Consider the following 21,281-nt stretch of genomic DNA (forward strand, 5'->3'; position numbering starts at 1 on the left):
CGATTGCCTCTGTCATTGTGCCACCGCCGCTTGCGCCCGACCCTTCCAGGCCCCTCCGCGACCGCGCGCGAATTGCCACGCCGATAGCAGGGTGCATCCTGCATAAAAAGCTGCAATGACCGGCAAAAACACCCCCCATAACGGCGATCGGCGATAGAACGCCAGCATCGGCTGGAACGACACCGCCATCAGCACCCAGGCCACTGCAGCGGCGATCCGCGCGCTGCCGGTCCCGCCCAGCGCGAGCACCGGCGGCGCGCCATAGACCACCGCCATGCCCGCCAGCGTGCCTGCCAGCAGCCACGGCGAATAGCGCAGTTGCGCATAGGCCGAACGCGATATCATCGCCGCCACCGAGGCAAAATCGGGATAGGGCCGGATCGACAGCGACCGCTCGGTCAGCCCCAGCCACACCGGGCCCTGTTCGCGCAGCTTTGCCCCCAGCGCGCAATCGTCGATCAGCGCGCCGCGAATCGCGGCAATCCCGCCCGCAGCCGCCAGCGCGTCGCGCCGCACCAGCATGCAGCCCCCTGCCGCCGCGCCGGGCCCTTTGCCCCGGTTCACCTGGCCGAACGGATAGAGCATCTGGAAAAAGAACACGAACGCCGGGATCAGCAGGCGTTCGGCAAGACTGTCGCAGCGCAGCTTGGCCATCAGGCTGACCAGCGTCAGCTTGCCCGCTTCGGCACGGGCAACCAGCGCGCGCAGCGTATCGGGCGCGTGAACGATATCGGCATCGGTCAGCCAGAGATAGCGGCAGGTGGTTCCCGCCTGCTCCACCCCTTGCGCCACGGCCCACAATTTGCCGGTCCAGCCCGGCGCCAGCGGCAGACCCTGCACCACATCGACCTGACCGCCCACCGCGCGGCGGGCAATTTCGCCGGTGCCGTCGTCCGATCCGTCATCGACCAGAATCACCCGCAGGCGCCCCGGATAGTCCTGCGCGACCAGACTGCCGAGCGATCGCGCGATCACATCGCCTTCGTTGCGCGCGGGCACCACCGCCACCACCTCGGGCCAGTCGCCCGGCGCGGCGGGCAAATCGACGGTATCGCGTTCGCGCGCCAGCCAGAACCCGTGGTGCGCCACGATCAGCGCCACCCACACCACCAGCGACACCCCGGCCACGGCCAGCGCGATCACCGGATCATCCCCGCGCGGGCAAACCAGGCGATGGCATCGGCCAGCGCTTCGTGATGCGGCCGGGGGCGATAGCCAAGCGCCTGTCCGGCTTTGGCGGAGCTGAAATACATGCGGTACTTTGCCATTCGCAGCGAATCGAGCGTCAGGAAGGGGTCTCCCCCGGTCAGCCGGGCCAGGTGCTCGTTGGCCCAGGCCAGGGGAAACAGCGGCGCGCGCGGGATGCGAATGGTCGGCGGCTTGCGCCCGACGATGGCCGCGATCTGTGCCAGCATCGCCCCCAGCGTGACATCCTGCCCGCCCAGGATATAACGTTCGCCGATCGCGCCCGCCGCCATCGCGCGCAGATGCCCGTCGGCCACATCGTCGACATGCACCAGATTCAGCCCCGAATCGACAAAGGCAGGCATCTTGCCATTGGCCGCCTCGACAATGATGCGCCCGGTCGGGGTGGGTTTGACATCGCGCGGGCCGATCGGCGTGGAAGGCAGCACGATCACCGCCGGCAGGCCGCGTTCGGCCACCATCGTTTCAACCAGCCGTTCGGCCAGCACTTTGCTGCGTTTATAGGCGCCCACCGCCTGTTCGGGACTGGCCGCGCGCGTTTCATCGGCCGGGGCGTCGTCGCGCGGCACCAGCGTGGCCACGCTCGAGGTATAGACGATCCGTTCGACCCTGGCGGCCAGCGCCGCCTCCATCACGATGCGTGTGGTGGCCAGGTTGTTGCGCACGATGTCTTCGGGATCGGGCGCCCACAGGCGGTAATCGGCGGCGACATGGAACACATGCCGTGCCCCGGCCATCGCGCGGGCAACGGCGGCAGCATCGCGCAAATCACCTTCGACCAGTTCACCCGGAAAATCGGCCAGATTGGCATGGGGGCTCGACGCGCGGACCATGCCGCGCACCGTTACACCCTGCGCGGCCAGTGCCCGCGCCACGGCAGACCCGACAAAACCTGATACCCCTGTAACCAGAGTGACGGGCGGAGGCATACTGGACGGGGCCATTCGCATGCTGATACACGACCCGGATCGCCAGACAAGGCCACCCCGTCAAAGGATTAACAGGACCGTACGATGACCGGCGCAATGGGGCAGATTGCCGCGATGGTCGGCTGGGCGCTGGCCGGGCTGAGCCTGGCGGGTACGCTCTACACGGTGCTGGCCGGGGTGACGCTGTACCACTTCTACTCCCACCCGCCGCCCGCAGGCGCACGCCGCGACGGCGTCACATTGATCAAGCCGCTGCATGGCGCAGAGCCGCAACTGGCCGACAATCTGGCTAGTTTTGCCATCCAGCACCATGCTGGGCCGGTGCAGATGCTGTGCGGCGTGCAACGCGCCAGCGACCCCGCGATTGCCGTTGTCGAGGCGCTGAAGGAACGGTTTCCCGCCAGGCGGATCGACCTGGTGGTCGATGCCACACCGCACGGCGCCAATCCCAAAGTCGCCAACCTGATCAACCTCGAACCGCATATTGCCCATGATGTGGTGGTGTTGAGCGACAGTGACATCGCGGTGGGGCCCGAATATCTGCCGACCGTGCTGGCCGCGCTCGACCGGGCCGGCACCGGGGCGGTCACACTGGCCTATGGCGGGCGGGGCGATGCCGGGTTCTGGTCGCGAATCGCCGCGTCCGGGCTGTCGTGGCAGTTTTTGCCCGGCGCGGTATTCGGCGCGCGGCTGGGGCTGGCGCGGCCCTGCATGGGCTCAACCATCGCGCTGCGGCGTGAAACGCTTGCGCGGATCGGCGGCATGCGCGCGTTTGCCGATGTGCTGGCCGACGATTTCGCGATTGGCGAGGCAGTGGCCGCGCTCGGCCTGTCGGTCGATGTGGCGCCCGCACTGGTTGTCCATGGCTCGACAGAGGCCGATTTTGGCGCGTTGTGGCGTCACGAGTTGCGCTGGGGCGCGACCGTGCGTGCGCTCGTGCCGACCGCTTATGCGCTGGGCGTGATCGCCATGCCGCTGCCGCTGGCGCTGCTGGCCCTGCCGTTTCACCCGCTTGCCGCCGGGTGCTGCGCGGCCCTGGCGCTGATCGCGCGGGGGGCCGTGGCGCGGCTGGCCGATCGGCTGACTGGGGTACGCAGTGCACCGATTTGGGCCCTGCCCTTGCGCGATTGCCTGACATTTGTCGTTTTTCTGGGCAGTTGGGGCGTGCGATCGGTTGATTGGCGCGGCGCAACGCTTAGAATGGAAAGCGAAGGCCGCGTTTCGGCCCTACCGGAGGTTCCCCTTACATGAAGCGTACGCTGTTCCTGCAGGCACCCTCGTTTGACGGGTATGATGGGGGCGCCGGCGCGCGCTACCAGATGAAGCGGGAGGTGCGCTCGTTCTGGTACCCCACGTGGCTGGCCCAGCCCGCCGCGATGGTGCCCGGATCGAAACTGATCGACGCGCCTGCCCACGATCTGGGCTGGGACGATATCGCGCATGAATTCGATGCGGTCGATCTGGTGGTGCTGCACACCTCGACCCCCAGCTTCAACCAGGACGTGCGCACCGCCAAGCTGATCAAGCAGCGCAACCCGGCGGTGATGATCGGCTTTGTCGGCGCCAAAGTCGCGGTCGAACCCGACGAGAGCCTGGCCAATGGCGGCCCGATCGACTTCGTCGCGCGCGAAGAATACGATTTCACCATCGTCGAGATCGCCGAGGGCAAGCCGCTGGCCGAAGTCGACGGCATCACCTGGCGCGCGCCCGATGGCACGTTCGTGCGCAACCGCGACCGCGCGCCGATCGAGGACATGGACGTGCTGCCAATGGTCAGCCCGGTCTACAAGCGCGATCTGACCATCGAAAAATACTTCGGCGGCTATTTGCGCCACCCTTATGTCAGTTTCTACACCGGGCGCGGGTGCAAGAGCCGCTGCACGTTCTGCCTGTGGCCGCAGACCATTGCCGGGCACAATTACCGGTTCCGCTCGATCCCCAAAGTGATCGAGGAAGTGCAATATATCCTGCGCGAAATGCCGCACGTCAAAGAAGTGTTCTTCGACGACGACACGCTGACCGACAACCGCGAGCGGGTCGAGGAACTGGCGCGCGAACTGGGCAAGCTGGGTTTCGGCAAGCCGGGCTTCGACATCTCGTGGAGCTGCAACGCCAAGGCCAACGTGCCCTATGCCACGTTGAAAGTGCTGAAGGAAAACGGGCTGCGCCTGCTGCTGGTCGGCTATGAAAGCGGCAACCAGCAGATCCTGCACAACATCAAGAAGGGCCTGCGCGTCGATGTCGCGCGCCAGTTCACCAAGGATTGCCACGCGCTCGGCATCGTCATCCATGGCACCTTCATCCTCGGCCTGCCCGGCGAAACGCTGGAAACGATCGAGGAAACCATCAACTATGCCAAGGAAATCGATCCCCACACCATCCAGGTCAGTCTGGCCGCGCCCTATCCCGGCACGTTCCTCTACAAACAGGCGGTTGAAAACGGCTGGTTCGACGGCAGCGACCATTTGCTGACCGATGGCGGCAACCAGATCGCGCAACTGTCCTACCCGCATCTGCCGGCCAGCGTGATTTTCGACAAAGTGGCCGAATTCTACAAGCGCTTCTATTTCCGCCCGAGCAAGATCGGCTCGATCGTCGGCGAAATGCTGCGCGACTGGGACATGATGAAACGGCGCCTGCGCGAAGGGGTCGAATTCTTCGACTTCCTGCGCCGCCGCAAGGAAGCGGCCTGACCCCCGACAGGCCTGCCTCGGGGATGAAACGGCTGATCGTCACCGCCGATGATTTCGGGGCATCATCGGCGGTCAACATTGCGGTCGAACAGGCGCACCGCGACGGCGTGCTGACCGCCGCCAGCCTGATGGTGGCGGGTGCGGCGGCGGACGATGCGGTGGCGCGCGCGCGCACCATGCCGCACCTTGGCGTTGGCCTGCATGTCGTGCTGGTCGACGGGCAGCCGGTGCTGCCGCCCGAACGCGTGCCCGCGCTGGTGGGCGCCGATGGGTGCTTTCGCACTGATATGGTGCGTGCGGCCATCCGCATCTTTGCCTCGCCCGCCGCGCGCGCGCAGCTATCCGCAGAGATCGAGGCGCAGTTTGCCGCCTTTGCCGCGACCGGGCTGCGGCTCGACCATGTCAACGCGCACAAGCATTTCCATCTGCACCCGACGATCGCGGGCGCCATTGCGCGCATCGGGCGGCGCCACGCGATGAAGGCGATTCGCGCGCCGATCGAACCAAAGGCGGTGCTTCGCGCGATCGACGGCACCCGCGCCGGGCCCGGCATCGAAACGGTCTGGGCAAAGCTGGTGCGCCGCCGGATGCGCCGCGCCGGGCTGATCGTGCCCGACGCGGTGTTCGGGCTGTCGTGGTCTGGCGCGATGACCACCACGCGCGTACGCGGCCTGATCGAGCGGCTGCCGCCTGGCCTGACCGAGATCTATGCGCATCCCGCAACCGGGCCCTATGTTGGCTCGGCATCCGGCTACGATTATGCAGGCGAACTTGCAGCGCTGACCGATTCGCTGACCAGAGATCTGATTGGCCAGGAGAATATCAGCCTAGGTCACTTTGGAGACTTTGCCTGACGACTAGGCCGCAAGCCTGGTTCCCGATTGGGGAAAGGATCGACATTGCGCAGGGCTTGGGCAAGAACACCCGCACACAAGAGAACAATTGCACCCAAGGAACACGGCGTGGAAGTCAATTTTACCCGATTGGCGGGCATTTGCCTGGCCGAAAGCGACCGGCGGCTGGCGGTCCATGACCTGCTCCGGCACCGGTTCATCCGTGGCAGGGTTCGCCCGATGCTATCGCTGGTCGGCGGCCGCAAAGGGTGAGCGACACCTTCAAGTCGCTGCGCCCGTGGCTGTTGCTGGCAACCGTCGCGGGTCTGGCCGCGACCGCATGGATCTTGTCCCGAACCGGCTGGAGCGATGTGCTTGCGCAAGTGGCACGCATCCGTCTGACCGGATTTGGCCTGTTCTGCCTGTGGTTCATGGGGGTGTTCGTCATACTGGGCGCGGCCTGGCATGTCGTGGCGCGCGGCGAACCCCAGGGCCGGGTATGGCTGTTTGTGGCGGCGCGGATGCTGCGCGAGGCGGCGGCCGACCTGCTGCCCTTTTCCCATGCCGGGGGGATCGTGCTGGGCGTGCGCCTGCTGACATCGCATGGCGTGCCGCAGCAACGCGCCAATGGCGGGCTGCTGGTTGATCTGACCACCGAAATGGCCTCGCAAGTGGTCTTCAGTTGCGCCGGGATCGCGGTGTTTCTGGCCACCGTGACTGGCGGCACCGAGGCGGCACGACTGCGCCCGCTGATCCTGGGTGGCACGCTGGTGATGCTGGCCGGGGCTGCCGCATTCGTGGTGGCCCAGCGCGCCGGTCTGCGGCTGGCCGGTCGCGTGGCGGCGAGTGTGTTGCCGGGCGCGGCCGCCGCGACCGATGCCATCCTGGCCGAATTGCGGGCAATCTACGACCGGCCCGGATTGGTCCTGCGCGCCTTTGCGTTCAATCTGCTGGCCTGGACCGGCAGCGCATTGGGCGCCTGGATCGGCCTGCGGCTGATGGGGGTGCCCGCATCGATCTGGTCGATGCTGATGGTCGAAAGCCTGATCTTTACCTTGCGCAGCATGGCCTTTTTCATCCCCGGCGCACTGGGCGTGCAGGAGTTCGGCTATCTGCTGCTGGCCCCCATCGCGCAGATCCCGGCCGAGGCGCTGCTCGCGCTCTCGCTGGTCAAGCGCGCGCGCGACCTGGCGATCGGCGTGCCGACGCTGGTGTGCTGGCAACTGACCGAAATGCGCGCCCTGCTGGCACGCTGATCAGGCACGCGGCGGCACATTGTCGAGCCGCCGGTCATCCAGCCGGAAATGGAACACCCGGCTGGGGCCGTCTTCGGGCAGAAGATAGAGATCGCGCCCCTCGATCGCCATGCCCTCGCCGGTCGATGGCCCACCCCGGCCAAACGGCCGCAGCGGCCCGATCGCCCCTGCATGGACGCTGCGCCGCAGGTGCATCGAGGGCCAGTCGATCCAATCGACCGAGCCGTTCCACAATGTCAGCGTGCCGCCAGCGACCAACTGATTGCCCACAAATTTCATGTCCTGATACTGCGTGGGCAAACGGTTGGGCACGACGCGCAGTCGCGTGCCGGTGCGCTGGTCAAAGACATAGAGCAGCGCGCTGTCCCAATTGCCCGCCACCAGCACTTGCCCCGATGCCGCCACACACCCCAGATGATCGGCAACCGCGATCCTGCGTCGCACGGTCAGGCTGTCTGCATCGATTTCGACCAGCACCGCCGAACTGTGCGGGCGCGGTTCCGCCACCGGCACGAAAATCGATCGGCCCGACAACGACAGGCCACCCGGATGATACCGCACCCCGTCGGTCAGTTCGACACGCCGGACAAAGCGGCCCGTGGCGCGGTCGAATTCGTGGAGATAGGCCCTGCGGCGGGCCAGATCAACCGAGGTGATCCACAGGTGCGGCCCATCGAGAGCAAGCCCCTGGACATGAAAGACTTCGCCCTTCAACCCAAGCGCACCGACATAACGGGCATGTTCGACCACACCGCTGAACATATCGGGTGCTGCGGCAACCGAAACGCTCCACAATATAAGTAAAAATACTGAAATGCTCGATCGTGTCGATTTGCGCATCATCGGATTTCCCCACCCCGGAAACTGTGATTGCCTGAATCGCCATGACGCCATTGTGTTTCAGAACAGCGGACTTATTTTGACAAAAACTGTCTTGATTTGCGATTGGCGCGCGATTGTGCGGCCTGCCATGCACTGCCTTGGCCCAAAATCGTCCATCCCGGTCAAGCCCGGTTCACCTCGGTCGTGCAATGCGCTATGCGCAATGGGCCTCCACCCGACACGCGCAAGGATAGCGTTATGGTATTTCGTATGCCTCATTTCGGAACCGGGGCCGCGCTCGCGGTCTTGCTGGCGTGCCTTTCGGCGGGGCCGGTGCTCGCCGCCGACGCGTCGATCAAACAAGTTTATGACGAAGCCAAATCGGGCAATATCGATGGCGCGCTGGCGCTGATGGCCCCGGTGCTCAAGGATCATCCCAACAGCGCCAAGGCCCACTATGTCGAGGCCGAACTGCTGGCCAAGGACAACCGGCTCGACGATGCCCGCACCGAACTGGCCAAGGCCAAGAGCCTGGCCCCCGGCCTGCCGGGCATCAGCAACCATTCGGTGCAGGAGCTTGAGGCCAAGCTGAACGGAACGCCTGCCTATGCAAGCGTCGGCCATGCCGCCCCGGTGGTGGTCGAACACCGCGCCGGGATACCCTGGGGGCTGATCATTATCGTCGGCCTGGTCATCTTTGGCGTGCTGGCGCTGCTGCGACGGCGCGCGGCGCCCGACTACGGGCCGGGCTATGGCGGCGGATCAGGCTATGGCGGTGTCGCGCCGGGACCGGGTTATGGCGGGCCTGGCTATGGCGCTCCGGGATACGGCGCACCAGGCTATGGTGGCGGCATGGGCAGCGGAATCATGGGCGGCCTGGCCCAGGGGGCCGCGATGGGCGCCGGGTTTGCCGTGGGCGAAGAAGTTGTCGATCACCTGATGGGCGGCGAACGCGGCGGCTCGGGCGAACGCTATGCCAGTGGTGGCTATACCGACAGCCAACAGCGGGTCGATCCCGATGCCGACATGGGCGGCAACGATTTCGGTATTTCCGACGGCGGTTCGTGGGACGACAGTTCGTCGGGCGGCGGCGACGACTCCTGGTAACACGGCCCTGCGCCGGGCCTGGAATCGCTTTCAGGCCCGGTTGACGGCGTCTTCCGTCTTGCGGATCGGTTCGGCATCATGGAACCGGCCATAATCGATCCAACGCCGTCCCTGGCCGTCTTCGTGCAGCACGTCGACGAATTCGTGATCCCACAAGACGCGCCCCGGCCCATAGCCATGGCGGGCCATCACGGTTTGCGACAGGCTGGAATCGATGCCCTTCATCAGCACGATCAATTCATCCTGCTGCGCCTCGAAATCGGCCTGGGTCAGGCCATGGAGCGGGCTCGCCTCATCGATCCGGTGCATCACGATCCAGGTCAGCGCAAACACCGGCGATGTCGATCGTAGCAGGTCGAGGTCGAAAAACCGGCGCATCGTGCGCCCGCCATCGCGCTGCACACGCAGGATCGACAGCCGGACATTGGCCTCGACAATGAAATTGTTGCGCTGGTTGGCGGCGCGAAACATCAGCGTGGGATAGCCTTCGAACTGCCGGACCACCGCGACATCGGAAAACATGATCCGCGCACGCGGGATCGAAAACCGGGCGAACACCAGCCCCGAGGTCACCGCAAATACCACGATGCCCAGCACGATCTCGACGATCACCACGAAATTGACATAGAGCGATCCGGGATAGATATTGCCATAGCCCACCGTGGCGACCGTGTGAACGCTGAAGAAAAAGCATTTCAGCAGCGGATGGGTGCCGCTGGGCCGGCCAAGCTCGACCAAGCCGTTGGGATCGAGCGCGTAGAGCCCGGCGAACACCACGTTCAGACAAATGAACACCGCCGCAAAGCCCGAAAAAAACGCCGTCCAACTCGCCCGCACCCCACGATGATAGAGGTCTTCGTACCAGCGCTCGGTAATCCCCTGGCGCCCGATATCGAGCCCGTCGAATCCGCGCAGCGATTGCGACAGGCTGCGTCGCCCGGTGGGTCTGGTGGTCATCGGCATTCCGGTCTGTTCGTGTCCGCGCCACTGTGGCAGGCCCGCGCACGATTTTACACCCCGTTCTAAGCACCCCCGCGCATCAGCCGATCAGTCCGCATTCGGCGCGATCACCACGCGCCCGACCACCTCGCGCGCAGCCATCATCGCAAAGGCGTCGCGCCACCGATCGAGCGGCACTTGCGCGTGGACACGCGGGGTCAATCGCCCGGCCTCGGCCATAGCCCAGATCGCCGCCAGATTGTCGCGCCCGCGATCGGGAAAGCGTCGGCCATATTCCCCTGCGCGCACGCCGATCACCGAAAACCCCTTGATCAGCGCGATATTGGTCGCAACCGTGGCGATCCGACCCGAGGTGAAACCGATCACCAGCAGCCGCCCGTCGAATGCGATGCAGCGCGTGCTTTCATCAAACACATCGCCGCCTACGGGATCATAGATCACATCTGCACCCCCGCCGGTGATCGCCTTTACCTCTTCGCGAAAGCCCGGCGCCGACAGCACCACAGCATCGGGGCCGTAGTCGCGCTCCACCAGCGCCAGTTTCTCCGGCGAAGCCCCCGCCGCGATCACCCGCGCGCCCAGCGCCCGCGCCAGATCGACCGCGGCCAGCCCCACCCCGCCCGCCGCGCCGTGCACCAGCACCCATTCGCCGGGTTCCAGCCGCGCCCGCCGCACCAGCGCCACCCAGGCAGTCAGATAGGCCGATCCAAACGAGGCGGCTTGCGCAAAGCTCATCCGTGCAGGCTTTGGCCGCAGGGCCGCGACCGGATAGACGGCAAATTGCGCAAATCCGCCCAGCGCCGCGCCCGCCACCACGGCATCGCCCAGCGCAAAGCGATCCACCCCGTCGCCGACTTGCACCACCTCGCCCGCCATATCGCCACCCGGCGTAAACGGCAGCGGCGGCTTGGCCTGATAGGCACCACGCGTCATCAGCAGGTCGGGAAAACCCAGGCCCGACGCGCGCACCCGCACCAACACTTCGCCCGGCCCCGGCTGCGGCACGGCGATCGTTTCCACCGCGCAGCCGGCAAATTCGTCGGCCAACCGGTTCACGCGCAAGGCACGCATCATTTGGGGCACGCTGGTCATGGAATGCCTTTCATGCACTCGGGTCGGCCCATCGTGGCCTGTGCCACAAAGCGGCGCAAGCGCGACCTGCGCGCGGGCAAAGCACAACGCCACCATGGAACCATCCAGAAAATGGAGGGAATTGGCCTTGCTCTTGCGGCGCAGCATTGGCATCAGGCGGGCCATGTCCATGATTTATCTTCGATCGCACGCACCGTCCCGACTGATCAGGCCCGTTTCGGACACCATGGGGGGAAAAGCGTTCGGGATCAGTCTGCTGGCCCTCGCGCTGTCCGGCTGCGCCACTCTGCCCTCGAATGCTCCGACCGTGGGCCAGATCCACAAGGCGGTCCAAACCGCAGCACAGGCACCGATCCCCTATTCACTGGTCCGCATCGACGCCGATGTGGTCAGCCATCTTGCCGCCCCGCAAAACCCCGGGCTGATGCAACTGGCCGCGCTGGCGACCGGGCCGCAACCCGAACGCGCCGATCTGATCCGCCGCGGCGACACGCTGACCGTTACGATGTTCGAAATCGGGGTCAGCCTGTTTGGCGGCAACACGCCCTCGGCCGCCGCCGTCGATGGCACTCGCGCGCCGACGGCCGGAACCCAGACGCTGTTGCTGCCGGTGCGCGAAGACGGCAATATCGACTTGCCTTATGTCGGTGCCGTCCAGGCCGCCGGAACTTATCCCGAAACGCTGAGCGAAACGATCAAGCAACGCCTGCGCAAGTTTTCGGAAAGCCCCGACGTGGTGGTCAACATCACGGATTCGCTCAAGAATGCCGTCTATATCGGCGGCGCAGTCAATCATGCCGGCCGCCTGCGCCTGACCGCCGCGCATGAACGCCTGCTTGATGCCCTGGCCGTTGCGGGCGGCAGCCCGCTCGATGTCAACGAACTGCAAGTGACCCTGACTCGCGGCCCCAATACAGTATCAGTACCGCTCAACCAGATCGGCGCGGGCGATCCCGCCAACGTCACGCTGTTGCCTGGCGATCGCCTCACACTCGAACGCATACGCCCCAGCTACACCGTGTTCGGCGCCACCGACCGGGTCAGCCAGGTGCCGTTCGAAGCGCGCACGGTCAACCTGGCCGAAGCCCTCGCCCGCGCAGCAGGCCCCGCCGACAGCCGCGCCAACCCGCGCGGCGTCTATGTGTTCCGCCTGGAACAGACCGCCGACGGCAAACCGCGCGCGATCATCTACGAGCTGAACATGCTGCGGCCCGATACGTATTTCATCGCGCAGTTGTTCCCGATGCGCGACAAGGACGTAGTCCTGTTCGCCAACTCGTCGACCAACGCGATCCAAAAGGCCCTCGGCCTGGTCAGCCAGTTGTTCAGCCCCGCCGTCGCGGTACGCGCGGTCACCCAATAGGCCACGCCGAAAGTACACCATTCTGTTGCCATATCGGTTATCCGACCTTGTAACAGGAGAACTGCCCTCGCACCGTTTTTCATCGATCGCGGGAAGACCCTTGTCCGGGCGACATATGAAAAATCGACTTCTCGCCATAGAGGACACCATAGCTGTTGCATTGTCGGCAGCTCGCCCTGCGACCATGACCGGACAGTGCTCGATACGTTTAAGGTTGCGTGGATCAGGCACTTGGCAAGGAGAGCTGGGTCACCTAATCGTTGGCTCGACAGTCATGCAGTCCACCTGCCAAGGACGAGGGACAGAATCGCCAGATCATGATTGAATTTGAAAATGTTTCAAAAGTTTATCACACGCGCGGTCTGCACCGCAGCGTCTTCAAGGGCCTGTCATTCCGCATCGATCGGGGTGAGAGCGTGGCCATCTGCGGGGCCAACGGCGCGGGCAAATCGACCTTGCTGCGGATGATGTCAGGGGTCGAACATCCTTCTACGGGACATATCCGGCGAACGATGAAGACATCCTGGCCGATCGGATTCGCCAGTTGCTTCCAGGCATCGATGACCGGCGCCGACAATGCACGGTTCATCGCGCGAATCTATGAGCAGGACGAACAGGCGGTGCTCGACTATGTCGAGGATTTTGCGCAACTGGGCGTCTATATGGGGCAGGCAGTCAGCACCTACTCGTCGGGGATGGTGTCGCGGCTGGCGTTCGGGATTTCGCTGGCGATTTCGTTCGATTGCTATCTGGTCGATGAAGTTGCCGCAGCCGGCGACGTACGGTTCCGCAAACGATGCGAACAGGAATTGCTGGCGCGGCGTGACAACGGCACGCTGATCATGACCTCCCACGATCCCTATATGCTCGAAATGTACTGCACGCGCGGGGCCGTGCTCTACAGCGGCGCACTGATCTTTTGCGACACTGTGGCAGAGGCCTGCAACCTGCACCACGCCCTGCAGATGCAATCGTCCTGACCCATCCGGTTACCCCGGCATCAGCACCGCGTTGTGCCGGGCCGACTTGGCGGCGGCCCGATCGATGATGAAATCGAGCAGATCGCGGCAATAGGCCGCCTCGGTCACCGCGTGCGGGATCGCCGGACGCGGGCGGGGCCGGGCGGTGGGCGCGGCGCAGATCGCGCGTTCCCAGCCATCGTCATCATCGCAGGCCAGCAGCGTGGTATCGGCCCGCGCGATTTCGCGATGCGCGGCGATGTTCGATGCGATGGTCGGCGTGCCCAGCACGTTGGCCTCGAACACCGGCAGGCCGAATCCTTCGACCCAGGTCGGGCTGAGCAGCGCGGTCGCCCCCAGCATCAGCGAGGCCAGTGCATCGCTCGACAGTCCCGCCACTTCATGCACATGCGCGCGCAATTGTGGCCGTTCGTCCAGCACGGTCAGGATTCGGTCGGCATCGAACCCGCGTGAACCGACAATCACCAGGTGGGGCGCATCCTTGCCCAGCCGGTCGATCAGGCGCCCCCAGACGCGCAGCAGCAAGTCGTGATTCTTGCGCGGCTCGACCGTCGACACGACGACGAAATAGCGCGTTCCAGTCAGTTCGGGTAGGCTCTGCGCGGTGGCGGCAAAGGCCGCCGACAGTGGCAACGCGCGGACCAGGCCGGGCAAGTGTGGCCGGTCATGCTGGGCCAGCCAGGTGTTCACGGTGTCGCGCGCATAGGCGGTGGTAAAGATCATGCAATCGGCATGGCGCGCGGCAGTGCGAACCATCTGCGTGTGGTGCTCCACTTGCCCGGGGCGCACGAGATCGGGATATTCCAGCGGGATGACATCGTGCAGCATCATCGCGCAAGTGATGTCGGGCCGGTCTTCCAGCCAGCGGAAAAACATCGGCACGGCAAGGCCGAGCTGCCCGACATTGAGATAGACCGACCCTTGCGGCACATGGTCGCGCACGGCCTTGCCCAACGGCATGCCGGTCGCATGCAATTCGCGGATCATCCGCGCCACCTTGCGCCCAAGTGTCAGATGACGGGGCGGGGGAATCGGACGATCGGGCAGCGCGCCGGGCGCCCGGATTTCTTCGACAATACGGCGAAACCGCGCGGCATTGGCCGTATCGCTTTCGCCCGGCGTGGATTCCGCCCAGACCTGTTGCACGTGGCGCAACATGCGCACGACCTCTGGCGCGCGATAGGCGCGCAAGCCCCAGAACGTGGGCAGGATGCCCAGATGCGGGCTCGATTCATCGGCGAAGATATGCCCGGCCAGCGCCATGTCGACCCGATCAATTCCACGCGGCGCCAGAAACAGTGGCGCCAGAAACAGCCGCGCCAGATCAAACGCGATCACCCGCTCCATCGTTCAGGCCCCGCGCGCCGGCAGTCCGGCATACATGGCCGCCAGACGTTGGGCGAACAGATCGCTGGTGAACTTGCGCGCCTGAACCAGCCCCGCCGCAGACAGGCGGGCCACCAGCGCATCGTCCTGATCGATCTGCTGCACGGCCCTGGTGATCGCCGCCGTGTCATAGGGATCGACCAGCAGCCCCCCCTCGCCCACCACTTCGGGCAACGAACTGGTGTTCGAACTGATCACCGGCGTGCCAAGCTGGATCGCCTCCAGCGCGGGCAGGCCAAACCCTTCGTACAACGAGGGAAACAGCACTGCGCGGGCCGACCGGATCAACCGGAACAGTGTTTCGCGGGGCAGATACTGCAACTGCACGATCGGCCGGTCGACCTTGCGGCCATAGACCATGCCATCCTTGCCCAGCCCGCCGCCGGCCTCGCTCATACCCCAGTCGCGCGACGAAACCACCACCAGCGGGCGCTGGCTTTGCGATGCGAGATAGGCATCGACGATCCGGCCGATATTTTTCTTCGGATCGCTCGCGCCAAAAAACAGATAGAATCCGCGCGGCGGCAGTCCGAACACGCTCTCGATCATGGCATGGTCGTCGGCCTCGCTCGCCTCGATGACCGAAGCGGGCAACGGGCTGGCCTGGTAGCAATTGGTCACTTTGTCCGGGTCGGCCCCGAACATCGCCAGGATATCGTTGCGGCTCGCTTCGGATACGGTGGCGATCTGATCGGCCCCGGCCACCAATTGCCGGATCAACCGGTGGTAATAGCCCTTGTTGTCGAGCGTGGTGTGCGGCAGCTTCAGCGGGACCAGATCGTGCATGGTATAGACATTGCGGCTGCCGGCCATGCGCACCGGCACCGGATAGGTCCAGTGCATCACTTCGGGCGGGTTGGGCATCTTGACCGTGGTAAACCGGCGCATGACCTGAAAGCGGCCCCACGCCGCCTCGAACAGCAGGGGACTGGTCCACAATTCAGCAAAATCGGGCCAGCGCGTGCCGAAACCCCGCTTGTCCACATACTCGGTCAGCGGCACCGGGATCAGCGGGCGCGCCGTGTGGTGGGCAATCACCGATGCGGCGGCCCGGCGTACCACATTGCCCCGGTTGTGCCCGCGACCGAACTGTTCGAAAAACAATGTCTCGCGCATGTCGGCGCGCGGGCCTGGATCGATCCCGAACACGCCGACCATATCGTTGCCTGCGTCTCGCATGGCGTGCGCGAGCGATGCGCCATACGTCGCGACACCCGTTCCGTTCGGGATGGCCAGATTGTAACCGTCGACGCCGATCCGCATTCGCACTCTTTCACTCCGGATGGCGCACAGGGGCTATCACCTGTAAATTCGATGGCCCGCCAGTTCAACGCCTGGGATGGCGCGGCGGGTCGATAAGGGCAAGCTGCCGGGCGGTATCCATCGTATGGATGATCGCGGTAATCACCAGGCCCGCAGACAGCAAAACCAGAATAACATCATAGACGGTCAACGACAGTCCAGCGATGTTGAACCGGAACACCGGCAGCACGATCGCGCACAACGTACAACCAATGATCCCCAGTCGGACCTCGGTCGGCCCGATCCCGCCGAAACTGACCTTGAACACGCCGGTGGCAAGGCAGGTCGTCAACGATAGAATGACCACGATGTAGTAGCTTGCCAGCGCCAGCAAGGCACACCAGAAATGCGCCATCGGCGAAAGTCCTACTCCACCCGCGACCAGCGCCATGGCAAACCCATCAACCGAGTGATCCAGGAAAAAGCCGAATTGCGGACGTTCAGCCCCGCGATAGCGCGCCAGCGACCCGTCGAGACTGTCGCCTAGCCAATTCAGAAGCATTCCGAACAGTGCCAGCGCGTAAAACGCCATCCGGAAACCGGCGAGCCAGTATCCCAGACAGATAAGAACGGCTCCAAACAGGCCGAGCGCAGTCAGATGGTTTGAGGTAATCCACGACGGAATGCGCGCACAAAGAAGGCGCAGGATAACACGTTCTGCCCTTCCTGTCAGCGAATCGTGATACCGTTGCACCATTTTTCCTTGTAACAGCAAAATCTTATGGCGCACCCTCCACCCGAGAGTCGTCTTACCGACGCCTGTGGAAATTTCACCCGCGCTTGCCCCTAAGGGTAGTCCAGGGTTCCCAAACGCGCCACGATTTCATTGGGACCGCTCCCACAATCGATCCACACGCCATCATCATCCGCGCGCGAGTGGCAACGCGAATGGGTCAGGCCGTTTTGACGGTGCGACGAAACCATCTGGCACCCCTGGGTACAGACTATGGCCTGTCACGGTCGGGCGCCATTGAGCGAGCACCTTGCGCTGAACACCTGATTTTTTCTGCCAAAACCTGGTACCAAATTTGAATGGAAGTGCGAAGATTGTTGCATTTTGGCTTTCCGGTTGAAACTGCGCGCTGCTATTCTTCGCTGGTGCTAGGCTCAATGCATATAAGCCTTTTCCGGTCGCGCCAGTGGGCACAGGATTCGAATGATGCAAGAATTGGATCCATTTTCGTACTATCCCGGCCACAGGAGTGCGATCGAGGACCTGGGGGGTGACGAACCATCACCCGACCCAAATTATTGTTTCCACACCAATTATATTGCGATCAGACCAGGTCTTGCACAATATGATCTGCAGTTGCAGCAGGTTCGCGCAACGCGCGGCGAGCTGGCTTTGCGTATCCATGCCTCCGGATGGGGCGCAGCCGATACAGTCAGCCTGGTTACCGGCGCCCAGTTGGATGTGGCAAGCACCGGCCCACGCGATCTTGCGGTCAGTTTGCGCTTTTATGCCCTGCCCGGCGTAAAATATGCGCTCTACGGCTATTCCACCAAGGACACCGACATCACGGCCGACGGACTGAAGGTGTTTCTGGCGGAAGACGTTTCACAAGATACGCCCCCTGAGGCGCCGCAGTCGGTCATGACGTTGTCACAGGCGAGGCAAGGCGCGCATTCGAACAATGTCCTTATCCATGTCGTGTCACATCATCTGGCCGCCCCGGTTTCCCAAGACTGCACCATCGCCCAACTCGCTGAAATAAAATCAGACCAACGCTCAACCAACGCACTGGACGACTGGGCTGAAGCGATGTGCCTGAATGCCCTGCGCATCAACGGCGTAACCGTTTGGGCGCTTGAAGGCCTGCTGATCGGGCATGGCTCCGATCATCTGCGGCTGATGCTTGGCGAGCAGGGATTTTCGATGCGCGACTACGCGCCGGAGGCACCACCCCCCCCCACGGTCTTCGCGGACTTTCTGGTCTGGCCCGAAGGCTTGCCCTCAGACGGCGACAGCGCACATCGCTGGGGCCTGATCGACGCATGGTTCGCGCGACTGAAGATTGGCGGCATCGGCGTCGTCACTTGCCGCTTTCGGCCCAATGACCCGCGACTGGCCCCGGCCCATGCCGAGGGGGACCACCACATCACGCAGAACGAAATCGGCAAATGGGCGCTGCTGCTGATCGACAAAGGCTTTTCGGTCGCGCCATTGGCGTTTTCTGCAACCGAAGATCTGGCCCTCGACGATGCCGGACTGGCCCGCTTTGCCCTGATCGCGCGCAGGGTCGGCCAGCCACTGCGCATTTGACGCTTGAAAGTCCGTGCGCGCCGGCGTCATGACGCCGGCGGCATCGATAGTGAGTGACCTGAGACATAGGTGACGGGAAGTTCGGGATGCAAGATATTTGACCATTATCGGCAGGATGGCCCTGTTGCACTGAGCCATCGGTCGCGTCGACCAGTGCGTTATGTCAACCAGTTGGCCGAGCAGATCGAGAAGCTGGCGGTCACCGCCAAGCGCGTCAGACCGCACTGGGGTGCGCGCAATATCCGTGAACCGCAGGTGCACCGCATGGCCTGCAATGTCCGCATTCCCATCGCCAGCACGATCTACGCCGCGCTTGATCGCCAAATGCTACCCCGCAGGGCACCATCGGTGGTACACGCTTGAAGACTCCATTCAATCTTAAATGGAGATTATAAATATCAAAAACATCAGTTAGATGGATTGAATGAAACGGTCTAGTCCCGTTGCACAAGCAAGGACGCTGGAACCGAGGAGGGCCACATGGCTCATTTTCACCGCCAATTCGAACCCGAAAACGCCTTCACCGTGATGCCTTTGACCGAAGTCGTTCGCAATTTTACGCCAAACTGGTTCGCCGCCACGATGGGTACGGGCGCGCTTGCGCTTGTGCTCAACCAGTTTCCGCTGCCCGTCATCGGCCTCCACACCGTGGCGGTCGCCGTCTGGCTGGTGAACATCGGGCTCTTTGTCACGTTTGCGTTGCTTTACGCAGCCCGCTGGATTTTCCACTTCGACGAAGCGCGACGGATCTTCGATCACCCGGTCATGTCGATGTTTTTCGGCACGATCCCGATGGGGCTGGCGACAATCGTCAACGGGTTTGTGGTGTTTGGCCCGGCGTTGATCGGCGAACAGGCGATCGCGGTTGCGCACGCGCTGTGGTGGCTCGATGCAGGTCTGTCGCTGCTGTGCGGTATTGCGATTCCCTATTTCATGATCACCCGGCAGGAACACAGTCTGGATAAGCTGACGGCGGTGTGGCTCTTGCCGATCGTGGCCAGCGAAGTGGCGGCCGCCAGCGCCGGTCTGCTCGCACCGCATCTGGCCGCGTCCGAAGGGCTGCTCGTGCTCGTGCTCGGCTATGTGCTGTGGGCCTGTTCGGTGCCGCTGGCGATGAGCGTGCTGGTGCTGCTGTTCCTGCGGCTCGCGCTCCACAAGCTTCCCGCGCGCGACATGGGCGTGTCCGCCTGGCTGGCGCTCGGCCCGATCGGCACCGGTGCGTTGGGGCTGCTCGTGCTCGGCAGTGATGCACCCGCCATCTTCGCTGCCAATGGCCGTGCCACGATCGGCGAGGTGGCGCTTGGTCTGGGCGTGATCGGCGGCCTGATGCTGTGGGGCTATGGCGTGTGGTGGCTGGCTCTCGCCGTGTTGAAAACGTTGCGGTATCTGCGCGAAGGCCTGCCGTTCAATCTGGGCTGGTGGGGTTTCACGTTCCCGCTGGCGGTCTATACCCTGGCAACTGCAGCGCTCTATCGCGCAACCGGACTGACGCTGTTTGCCGACCTGGCCGGACTGATGACGATCTGCCTGACAACATTCTGGATCATCGTTACCGCGCGGACTGTCCATGGCGCATGCACCAGGGCCCTTTTCGTTGCCCCCTGCCTGATCAATGCCCACGGCCCAGTGCGGTTCGAGGCAGACGTCGTTTGAAACACGCGCAACCGCTCGACGCCTCCGCCAGATGGCCTTGGTCCAACGGCGGAGGCATTTTATCGCCCGGCGCGTCAGCACGAATTCGCGTTCAGCCGATCGTCGACATTGCAGTTGATTGCTGCCTGATCCGGCCTGCCAGTGGATGGATCGCCGATGCCGATGCGGTGCCGATCACGCTGTAGCCCAGCCCCCGGTCGGCCCAGGCAAACCCGCTGACCCCGCCGAAATCGTGCTCGGCCATCTTCGCGGTCTTGTCGATCGTCATCGGGCGCACGAGCACGCCAAGCCGCATCCCTTGCGCGCCTTCGTACACATAGAATCCGGCCGGGCCGTGCGGCGTGGCCACGACGCGCCCGCCAAGCAGGCGGAACCCCACCGCATCGAGCGAGGGCACGCCAACCAGGCGATGGATCCGGCGGCTGATCCACTGGCTCAACACGGCCGGCTCGGCAATTTCAACCGGGTGTTGCCGATCACTGGCATAGACGGCGTAACTGTCGGCCGCTTCCTGCGCGAGGGCGCCGATGCCGTTGGCCCGACCCCCGGCATGGTCGCGGATCTGCCAACCCGCCATCGCGCCGATTGCGAGCAACGCGACCGAGGCGGCCAGCGCCTGCCAGGTCGGCCTTTGCACGGCCGGGCGCCGCCGCGAGGCAAAATGCCGGATATCGAGCCGGCTCGGGACGGGCTCGTCCGCAATCGGCGCCAGCGCGGCGCGCAACGCATGGCGCTGCACTATCAGGGCATCGATGCGCTGCTGCGCCTCGGGATGTTCGGCCAGATAAGCCTCGACCCGGCACTGATCCGGTGGCGCAAGCCGGTCATCGACATAGGCCTGCAAGTCGGCCTCGGTAACGGGCCGCTCCGTCATTGTACGCTCCTGAGCGCCGGACGCGCGGCCTGGTTGTCGAGCAGGCCGCGAAGCCGGTCACGCGCGCGCGACAACCGTGACATGATCGTGCCGATCGGCACGCCAATCACTTCGGCCGCTTCGGCATAACTGAGCTCTTCCACCCCGACCAGCAGGAGCACGCTGCGCTGGTCTTGCGGCAAAAGATCGACGGCGGCGAGGATATCGTGCGCGAACATGGATTGCTCTTGCGTGGCGGGCGATGAAAGGTCGGCTGGCATGGCATCATCAATCGACAGATGCCGCCCGCGCCGGGTTGCGCGCCGGGCCTCGTCGATCGCGGTGTGGTTCAAAATGGCATAGAGCCATGCCCGCGTGCTGCAACCTGAGCGCCGCTGGTGCCAGCGGGCAATCGCGCGCTCGAGACAGTCCTGCACCAGGTCGTCGGCCAGCGCCGCATTGCGCACCAGCGCCCGGGCATAACGCCGCAGTCCGGGAATCAGGGGCTCGAGGATCGGCATCACATCGTGCATCGCCCCCCCCAGACGCCGGGCGGGACCACTTTATTCCCGTGGGCATGGAA

The 21,281-nt window shown here is 64.3% G+C and carries 20 protein-coding genes; 10 read left to right on the top strand and 10 right to left on the bottom strand.

The genetic code is table 11. The annotated features are described in order from the left end of the window. Window positions 1–12: 12 nt before the first annotated feature. Window positions 13–1,143 carry a glycosyltransferase gene (locus AQZ49_RS06355; RefSeq protein ID WP_067614054.1) on the bottom strand — a complete coding sequence of 377 codons (1,131 nt, stop codon included), beginning with the start codon at window positions 1,141–1,143 and terminating at the stop codon, window positions 13–15. Continuing rightward, the gene (gene hpnA, locus AQZ49_RS06360; protein ID WP_067614056.1) at window positions 1,140–2,135 is read right to left on the bottom strand and encodes a hopanoid-associated sugar epimerase; all 996 of its coding nucleotides are present in this window, start codon (window positions 2,133–2,135) and stop codon (window positions 1,140–1,142) included. Before hpnA ends, AQZ49_RS06355 begins: the two co-directional genes overlap by 4 nt. 84 nt (window positions 2,136–2,219) lie before the next feature. Between hpnA and hpnI the strand changes: the two genes are divergently transcribed. The 4 genes from hpnI to AQZ49_RS06380 all read left to right on the top strand — a co-directional run bounded on the left by hpnI (window position 2,220) and on the right by AQZ49_RS06380 (window position 6,917). After that, on the top strand, window positions 2,220–3,386 hold the full coding sequence (gene hpnI / locus AQZ49_RS06365; RefSeq protein ID WP_067614058.1) for a bacteriohopanetetrol glucosamine biosynthesis glycosyltransferase HpnI: 1,167 nt from the start codon (window positions 2,220–2,222) through the stop codon (window positions 3,384–3,386). Then, window positions 3,383–4,828, top strand: a complete 1,446-nt coding sequence (gene hpnJ, locus AQZ49_RS06370; RefSeq protein ID WP_067614060.1) for a hopanoid biosynthesis associated radical SAM protein HpnJ — start codon at window positions 3,383–3,385, stop codon at window positions 4,826–4,828. The genes hpnI and hpnJ overlap by 4 nt, the downstream gene beginning before the upstream one ends. A gap of 23 nt (window positions 4,829–4,851) precedes the next feature. Beyond that, the gene (hpnK, locus tag AQZ49_RS06375) at window positions 4,852–5,682 is read left to right on the top strand and encodes a hopanoid biosynthesis-associated protein HpnK (RefSeq protein ID WP_067614062.1); all 831 of its coding nucleotides are present in this window, start codon (window positions 4,852–4,854) and stop codon (window positions 5,680–5,682) included. A 248-nt stretch (window positions 5,683–5,930) separates the two neighbouring features. Next, window positions 5,931–6,917, top strand: coding sequence for a lysylphosphatidylglycerol synthase domain-containing protein (locus AQZ49_RS06380; protein ID WP_231738942.1), 987 nt, complete (start codon window positions 5,931–5,933; stop codon window positions 6,915–6,917). Here AQZ49_RS06380 and AQZ49_RS06385 read toward each other — a convergent pair whose 3' ends face one another. Continuing rightward, window positions 6,918–7,760: a DUF6454 family protein gene (locus AQZ49_RS06385; protein ID WP_231738946.1), complete on the bottom strand. Its 843-nt coding sequence runs from the start codon at window positions 7,758–7,760 to the stop codon at window positions 6,918–6,920. Window positions 7,761–8,009: 249 nt separating this feature from the next. Here AQZ49_RS06385 and AQZ49_RS06390 point away from each other — a divergent pair, with 249 nt between their 5' ends. Beyond that, a complete protein-coding gene (locus AQZ49_RS06390) occupies window positions 8,010–8,846 on the top strand; it encodes a tetratricopeptide repeat protein (protein WP_067614066.1) in 837 nt (278 codons plus the stop codon). A gap of 30 nt (window positions 8,847–8,876) precedes the next feature. Here AQZ49_RS06390 and AQZ49_RS06395 read toward each other — a convergent pair whose 3' ends face one another. Both AQZ49_RS06395 and AQZ49_RS06400 read right to left on the bottom strand, forming a co-directional pair. After that, on the bottom strand, window positions 8,877–9,803 hold the full coding sequence (locus AQZ49_RS06395) for an ion channel (protein WP_067614068.1): 927 nt from the start codon (window positions 9,801–9,803) through the stop codon (window positions 8,877–8,879). 90 nt (window positions 9,804–9,893) lie between these two features. Continuing rightward, entirely contained in the window at window positions 9,894–10,898 is a 1,005-nt protein-coding gene (locus AQZ49_RS06400; protein WP_231738950.1) for an NADPH:quinone oxidoreductase family protein, read from the bottom strand. 226 nt (window positions 10,899–11,124) lie between these two features. Here AQZ49_RS06400 and AQZ49_RS06405 point away from each other — a divergent pair, with 226 nt between their 5' ends. Next, on the top strand, window positions 11,125–12,261 hold the full coding sequence (locus tag AQZ49_RS06405; RefSeq protein ID WP_067614070.1) for a polysaccharide biosynthesis/export family protein: 1,137 nt from the start codon (window positions 11,125–11,127) through the stop codon (window positions 12,259–12,261). A 317-nt stretch (window positions 12,262–12,578) separates the two neighbouring features. Next, complete coding sequence (locus AQZ49_RS06410; RefSeq protein ID WP_067614072.1) at window positions 12,579–13,241, top strand: ABC transporter ATP-binding protein; 663 nt, start codon at window positions 12,579–12,581, stop codon at window positions 13,239–13,241. A gap of 9 nt (window positions 13,242–13,250) precedes the next feature. Here AQZ49_RS06410 and AQZ49_RS06415 read toward each other — a convergent pair whose 3' ends face one another. The 3 genes from AQZ49_RS06415 to AQZ49_RS06425 all read right to left on the bottom strand — a co-directional run bounded on the left by AQZ49_RS06415 (window position 13,251) and on the right by AQZ49_RS06425 (window position 16,659). Beyond that, complete coding sequence (locus AQZ49_RS06415) at window positions 13,251–14,588, bottom strand: glycosyltransferase (protein WP_067614075.1); 1,338 nt, start codon at window positions 14,586–14,588, stop codon at window positions 13,251–13,253. A gap of 3 nt (window positions 14,589–14,591) precedes the next feature. Beyond that, entirely contained in the window at window positions 14,592–15,890 is a 1,299-nt protein-coding gene (locus tag AQZ49_RS06420; protein ID WP_067614077.1) for a glycosyltransferase family 4 protein, read from the bottom strand. 64 nt (window positions 15,891–15,954) lie between these two features. Then, window positions 15,955–16,659: a CDP-alcohol phosphatidyltransferase family protein gene (locus tag AQZ49_RS06425; RefSeq protein WP_156428167.1), complete on the bottom strand. Its 705-nt coding sequence runs from the start codon at window positions 16,657–16,659 to the stop codon at window positions 15,955–15,957. Between the two features lie 426 nt (window positions 16,660–17,085). Here AQZ49_RS06425 and AQZ49_RS06430 point away from each other — a divergent pair, with 426 nt between their 5' ends. The 3 genes from AQZ49_RS06430 (at window position 17,086) to AQZ49_RS06440 (ending at window position 19,845) form a co-directional block, all read left to right on the top strand. Continuing rightward, window positions 17,086–18,192: a hypothetical protein gene (locus AQZ49_RS06430; protein ID WP_067614081.1), complete on the top strand. Its 1,107-nt coding sequence runs from the start codon at window positions 17,086–17,088 to the stop codon at window positions 18,190–18,192. Between the two features lie 153 nt (window positions 18,193–18,345). Next, window positions 18,346–18,555 (top strand): hypothetical protein, encoded by a 210-nt coding sequence (locus tag AQZ49_RS06435; protein ID WP_067614083.1) that lies wholly within the window; start codon window positions 18,346–18,348, stop codon window positions 18,553–18,555. Window positions 18,556–18,672: 117 nt separating this feature from the next. Further along, window positions 18,673–19,845, top strand: a complete 1,173-nt coding sequence (locus AQZ49_RS06440; protein WP_067614085.1) for a TDT family transporter — start codon at window positions 18,673–18,675, stop codon at window positions 19,843–19,845. A 91-nt stretch (window positions 19,846–19,936) separates the two neighbouring features. On the opposite strand, the gene AQZ49_RS06445 is transcribed toward AQZ49_RS06440, so the two are convergent. Together AQZ49_RS06445 and AQZ49_RS06450 are read right to left on the bottom strand one after the other, a co-directional pair. Then, on the bottom strand, window positions 19,937–20,719 hold the full coding sequence (locus AQZ49_RS06445) for an anti-sigma factor family protein (RefSeq protein WP_067614087.1): 783 nt from the start codon (window positions 20,717–20,719) through the stop codon (window positions 19,937–19,939). After that, window positions 20,716–21,219 carry a sigma-70 family RNA polymerase sigma factor gene (locus AQZ49_RS06450; protein WP_231738953.1) on the bottom strand — a complete coding sequence of 168 codons (504 nt, stop codon included), beginning with the start codon at window positions 21,217–21,219 and terminating at the stop codon, window positions 20,716–20,718. The genes AQZ49_RS06445 and AQZ49_RS06450 overlap by 4 nt, the downstream gene beginning before the upstream one ends. Window positions 21,220–21,281 lie beyond the last annotated feature (62 nt).

It is taken from the genome of Novosphingobium sp. FSW06-99 (genome assembly GCF_001519065.1).
Taxonomy (GTDB): domain Bacteria; phylum Pseudomonadota; class Alphaproteobacteria; order Sphingomonadales; family Sphingomonadaceae; genus Novosphingobium.

What these genes read in the sequence shown, in the direction of transcription:
- hpnA (WP_067614056.1), bottom strand. Translation starts at nt 2,135, where the DNA reads ATGCCTCCGCCCGTCACTCTGGTTACAGGGGTATCAGGTTTTGTCGGG.
- hpnK (WP_067614062.1), top strand. Translation starts at nt 4,852, where the DNA reads ATGAAACGGCTGATCGTCACCGCCGATGATTTCGGGGCATCATCGGCG.
- AQZ49_RS06430 (WP_067614081.1), top strand. Translation starts at nt 17,086, where the DNA reads ATGATGCAAGAATTGGATCCATTTTCGTACTATCCCGGCCACAGGAGT.
- AQZ49_RS06450 (WP_231738953.1), bottom strand. Translation starts at nt 21,219, where the DNA reads ATGCCGATCCTCGAGCCCCTGATTCCCGGACTGCGGCGTTATGCCCGG.
- AQZ49_RS06445 (WP_067614087.1), bottom strand. Translation starts at nt 20,719, where the DNA reads ATGACGGAGCGGCCCGTTACCGAGGCCGACTTGCAGGCCTATGTCGAT.
- AQZ49_RS06390 (WP_067614066.1), top strand. Translation starts at nt 8,010, where the DNA reads ATGCCTCATTTCGGAACCGGGGCCGCGCTCGCGGTCTTGCTGGCGTGC.
- AQZ49_RS06440 (WP_067614085.1), top strand. Translation starts at nt 18,673, where the DNA reads ATGGCTCATTTTCACCGCCAATTCGAACCCGAAAACGCCTTCACCGTG.
- AQZ49_RS06405 (WP_067614070.1), top strand. Translation starts at nt 11,125, where the DNA reads ATGGGGGGAAAAGCGTTCGGGATCAGTCTGCTGGCCCTCGCGCTGTCC.
- AQZ49_RS06410 (WP_067614072.1), top strand. Translation starts at nt 12,579, where the DNA reads ATGATTGAATTTGAAAATGTTTCAAAAGTTTATCACACGCGCGGTCTG.
- AQZ49_RS06400 (WP_231738950.1), bottom strand. Translation starts at nt 10,898, where the DNA reads ATGACCAGCGTGCCCCAAATGATGCGTGCCTTGCGCGTGAACCGGTTG.
- hpnJ (WP_067614060.1), top strand. Translation starts at nt 3,383, where the DNA reads ATGAAGCGTACGCTGTTCCTGCAGGCACCCTCGTTTGACGGGTATGAT.
- AQZ49_RS06395 (WP_067614068.1), bottom strand. Translation starts at nt 9,803, where the DNA reads ATGACCACCAGACCCACCGGGCGACGCAGCCTGTCGCAATCGCTGCGC.
- AQZ49_RS06415 (WP_067614075.1), bottom strand. Translation starts at nt 14,588, where the DNA reads ATGGAGCGGGTGATCGCGTTTGATCTGGCGCGGCTGTTTCTGGCGCCA.
- AQZ49_RS06385 (WP_231738946.1), bottom strand. Translation starts at nt 7,760, where the DNA reads ATGATGCGCAAATCGACACGATCGAGCATTTCAGTATTTTTACTTATA.
- AQZ49_RS06420 (WP_067614077.1), bottom strand. Translation starts at nt 15,890, where the DNA reads ATGCGGATCGGCGTCGACGGTTACAATCTGGCCATCCCGAACGGAACG.
- hpnI (WP_067614058.1), top strand. Translation starts at nt 2,220, where the DNA reads ATGACCGGCGCAATGGGGCAGATTGCCGCGATGGTCGGCTGGGCGCTG.